Origin of the sequence: Achromobacter sp. Marseille-Q0513 (assembly GCF_018195695.1) — a bacterium.
Classification (GTDB): Bacteria; Pseudomonadota; Gammaproteobacteria; order Burkholderiales; family Burkholderiaceae_B; genus Achromobacter.
On the sequence record NZ_JAGTJY010000089.1, the window covers coordinates 1 to 4,400 of the forward strand.

A 4,400-nucleotide genomic window follows, 5' to 3' on the forward strand; every position below is an offset into this window, starting at 1 on the left:
CTAAAACATCATTTCATAAATTCAAGTCATTGATATTTATGGAATTTATTAATTTTTAAAATGTCGTAAATATGTTTACTGCATTGCAGCATCCAATCTAGAATCAATGCAGGCCGGCAAGCTTGACATGGATCACATGGCGCCCCGGCGAACCGGCGCGGCACGCATCAGGAATGAAACCCGCGGCACAGGATTCACTTCTGACCGGCGCATTGCGTTGATGCCCCCCCAAATCAAAGGAGAAACACCCGTCCACACCATGATTGGATGACCCGGGCAGTTTGCATTCGCACGAAAGCGTTATTGATGTTGCGTGAAATCCGACAAGGGCGCCGCGAGCGTCCGGATTGGAGGAGACCTTTACTCATCCTGCGGGATGGGCACTCAACCAGCACTTTCGAGGGATTAACCATGCTTGCTTTTGTCAAAGACGCGGGGTATCGAATTGGTGAGTTTGAGTTCAAAGCGGGTTGGCTGACGGACGCCGAGAAATCCACGCTGGACGTTCTGGCCAGCCATTACGGCGACGTCGCGCGTACGCCGGAAAAACTGTCGGACGAGATCGATCTTTCCCACCTCCGGGCGGACGTGCTGCGCACCTTCCCAGGCATCGCCAGCGCTTCGGAAACGATCAAGGATCTGCTTGAGACGCGTTATTCGGCGCTGATCCTGAAAAGAAGCGGCCTGGCCGGCCTGGACCTGGACCAGCAGCGCCGCATCCTGTTCCTGCTATGCCTGGCGCTGGGCTGGCCCACGCCGACCGACAGGGTCAATCGCCAGATCATCTGGGACATCAAGAAGCGCGAGCTGCCCGCCGGCCAGGTTTCCACCTTCTCGGAAAACGCCTATGAGGCCAAGCTGCATACGGACACCCAGTATTTCCCGAATCCCGAGAGGTACACGCTGCTTTACGTGGTGCGGCCGGCCGACGACGGCGGCGTCTCGCTGATCCGCGACGGCCATCACATCGTGGATTCGCTCAAGAACGGCAGCCAGGGCGACTGGGCATTCCAGCACCTGTCCAGGACCAAGCTGCCTTTCCGCATTCCCACGTCGTACACCAAGGAACGCCGGCAGGACGTGGCCGAAGCCACCTTCGCGCCCATCTTTGCCGACAAGCCGCTGATCCGCTACCGCAAGGACACGCTCGAAGCCGGCCTGAAAGCCCATCCCGAGTACGACACCGCCGAGAATCGGCTGGCGCTCTACATCCTGGAGAACGTCATCGGCAACCAGGAATTCACCACCACTTGCCGGCTGGACGCGGACGACATCCTGCTGACCAACAACCATGAAGGCTTGCACGGCAGGACGGAGTTCAACGACCACGCGCGCCACCTGATCCGGATCCGCATCAGCGACCAGCGCCACGCGTCCCAGGACGCAACCCTCAGCTAAACAGGAGAACAGGCATGTCGGACACATTGGCTATCAACGCGGAGCCGTCGGGCATCCCGATACCGGCAAGGTACTTTGCCGCAATGGCGATTCTGATCGGCATCTTCATGGGGGCCCTGGACACGTCGATCGTCAATGTGGCCCTGCCGACCATCGCCAAGGAACTGGACGCCACGCCGGCCGCCATCATCTGGGTGGTGAACGCCTATCACGTGGCCAGCGCGGCCACCATGATCACCTTCGCGGCGGTCGGCGCGGTCTTCAGCTACCGCCGGGTCTATTGCATCGGGCTGGCCGTCTTCACCCTGACCTCGATCGGCTGCGCCGTGGCCAACGACCTCTGGACCCTGGTCGCGTTCCGCAGCCTGCAGGGCTTCAGTTACGCCGCCATGGTCAGCATCGGCATCGGCATGTACCGCAAGATCTATCCGCCCGAGCTGCTGGGCTCGATCCTGGGCATCAACGCGCTGATCGTGGCGCTAGGCACGGTCGCCGGGCCCACGCTGGGCGGCATCATCGTGTCGACGCTGGGCTGGCCCTGGCTGTTCCTGATCAACGTGCCGTTCGGCGTCGCGGCGCTGTACCTGGGCCTGCGCAACCTGCCGGCGGACGAGGGCAGCGGCGCGCGGCTCGACCTGTCCAGCATCGGCTTTTCCGTGCTGGCCATCGGCTTCGTGGTGATCGCCATCGACCAGGCCGGCCGCTGGGACAACGGCATCGTCTGGACCTTGCTGGCCTGCGGCGCCGTGCTGGCCACCGTGTTCCTGCGCCGGCAGCGACGCCTGGACGCGCCCTTGTTGCCGCTGGACATCTTCGCGTCCAAGCGCTTTTCCTTCGCCGCCGCGGCCTCGCTGGCCGCGTTCTCGGCGCAGGGCATTTCCTTCGTGGCCCTGCCGTTCCTGTTCCAGTCCGTCTATGGATACAGCGCCATCCAGTCGGCCCTGCTGTTCACGCCGTGGCCGGTGGTGGTGACCGTGGCCGCGCCGCTGTCCGGACGGCTGTCCGACAAGATCAACGCGACCCTGCTGTCCACCATCGGCGTCGGCATCTTCGCGCTGGGGCTGTTCCTGATCGCGTCCATGGACCACGCGCACGACGTCACCGACATCCTGTGGCGCCTGGGCCTGTGCGGACTGGGCTTCGGCTTTTTCCAGGCGCCCAACAACAAGGAGATGCTCAGCAACGTGGCGCGCGCGCGCAGCGGCGCCGCCTCGGGCGTGCTGGCCACGGCCCGCACCCTGGGCCAGTCGCTGGGCGCGGCGGTGGTGGCGGTGGTGCTGTCCGGCGTGGCCAGCCAGCTGTTCGCGAGCGGCAAGGTCGGACAGATGCAGACCGCGCTGTGGATCGCCGGCGCGATCGCGATGGCGTCCTGCTGTCTCAGCCTGGTGCGCATCCATCGCTGAGGCGGCAGGGCAGGGGGCCGCCGTGGACGAAGCCCGCGCGCGGCCATGGCACAATGGCCCCGTCATCCGAATGCAGACAGGCACGAGGCGGCAAGGGCCAGGAAGCGGCCCTTGCCGCCTCGCCGCGTTTCTCCCATCGCTTTCAACTTCCATGGAAATCATGATGTCGGACAGCAAGACACTCGTCGTCATCGGCGGCAGCTCGGGCATCGGCCTGCGCACCGCGCAAGTGGCCGCCGCGCAGGGCGCCCAGGTCATCATCGGCGGCCGCGACCGCCGGCGCCTGGACGAGGCCCTGAAGACCCTGCCGCAGAATGCCATTGCCAAGCAGGTCGACGCCTTCTCCAGCGCCTCGCTGGCGGCCTTCTTCGAAGACCTGCCCGTGGTCGACATGCTGTTCACGCCGGGCACCAACTACACCGTCACCCCCTTCGCCCAGGCGACCGAGGAACAGGCGCGAAGCCCGTTCGAGGGCAAGTTCTGGCCGCAGTACTGGGCCGTGCACGCGGCCCTGCCCAGGCTGGCGCCGGATGCCTCGGTCCTGCTGATGTCGGGCGCGGCCAGCGCGCGTCCCATCAAGGGCGGCGCCGCCTACGCCGCGGCCAACGCGGCCATCGAGGGATTGGCCAGGGGGCTGGCCACGGAACTGGCGCCGCGCCGCGTCAACGCGATCGCGCCCGGCACCATCGACAGCGACCTGTGGCAGGCGCGCCCCGCCGAGCTGCGCGAGGCCGCCTTCGCCCAGTACCGCGCCAGCACGCTGCTGCAGGCCGTGGGCCAGGTTGACGACGTGGCCAACGCTGCCTGGATGCTGCTTTCCAACCGCTACACGACCGGCACGACGTTTTTCGTCGACGGCGGCTACGTGCTGCGCTGAAACAGGAACTGGCCTGTGGCGCGCCGACGAATCGGACGCGCCTTGTTTCCCAAACGCGCACAGGAGTACAGATGGACGCGCGCAAGACCCTGCTGGACAAACTCGAAGCGCTGGACGCGCTGGACGAAGACCATTTGCCGGTCGTCACGCTGGACGAGTATTTCGACGGCAACGAACAGGAGGACTCCATCGCGCCCAACCAATGGGGCTACGGACGTCCGACCCTGCGCGAGATCCATGCCCATTTCCAGGCCATCGCCCGGCGTCCCGACGTGCAAGGCGTCTACGTGGGCCTGCACCAGGATTGGGGCATGGCGCTGGAATGCGACGACTGGCCAGCCGCCGAGAACATCCACGTGATCTCGTCCGCATCGCAGGCGGACGCCGAGCAGTGGCTGGAAGGCCTGGAGGCCGACGGCCTCGTCACGGGCTGGCCCTACGGCAAGCATGCCGCCGCGCCGGAAGCGGGGGAGGGGTTCCAGGTCTATACGGTCTGCTGGGACTGATTCTTCCCGGGCGTGGTCCGGCCGCTACGCCTGCCTGGCGGCCCGGCCCGCGCGCGGACATGCCTGTGCGCTGGATTCAGGCCCAGGCATCCAGGATCGTCCGTGCCAATGGCGCGACGTCTTCCCCGGCCAGCAGCCGCAGCCGGACCAGCAAGGCATTGGGGCGGGCGGCCGCGACGCTGAATGGCTCGCTGCCGATGGCGTCCACGCCCGCCT

4 protein-coding genes are annotated in these 4,400 nt (G+C 65.5%); all 4 read left to right on the forward strand.

What is annotated here, in order from left to right; genetic code table 11:
* Positions 1–411 precede the first annotated feature (411 nt).
* Entirely contained in the window at positions 412–1,398 is a 987-nt protein-coding gene (locus tag KDH83_RS17815) for a TauD/TfdA family dioxygenase (protein ID WP_212318283.1), read from the forward strand.
* A gap of 83 nt (positions 1,399–1,481) precedes the next feature.
* Positions 1,482–2,801: an MFS transporter gene (locus KDH83_RS17820; RefSeq protein ID WP_249205185.1), complete on the forward strand. Its 1,320-nt coding sequence runs from the start codon at positions 1,482–1,484 to the stop codon at positions 2,799–2,801.
* Positions 2,802–2,964: 163 nt separating this feature from the next.
* Entirely contained in the window at positions 2,965–3,678 is a 714-nt protein-coding gene (locus KDH83_RS17825; RefSeq protein WP_212318287.1) for an SDR family oxidoreductase, read from the forward strand.
* Positions 3,679–3,749: 71 nt separating this feature from the next.
* Entirely contained in the window at positions 3,750–4,184 is a 435-nt protein-coding gene (locus KDH83_RS17830) for a hypothetical protein (RefSeq protein ID WP_212318289.1), read from the forward strand.
* Positions 4,185–4,400: the final 216 nt, after the last annotated feature.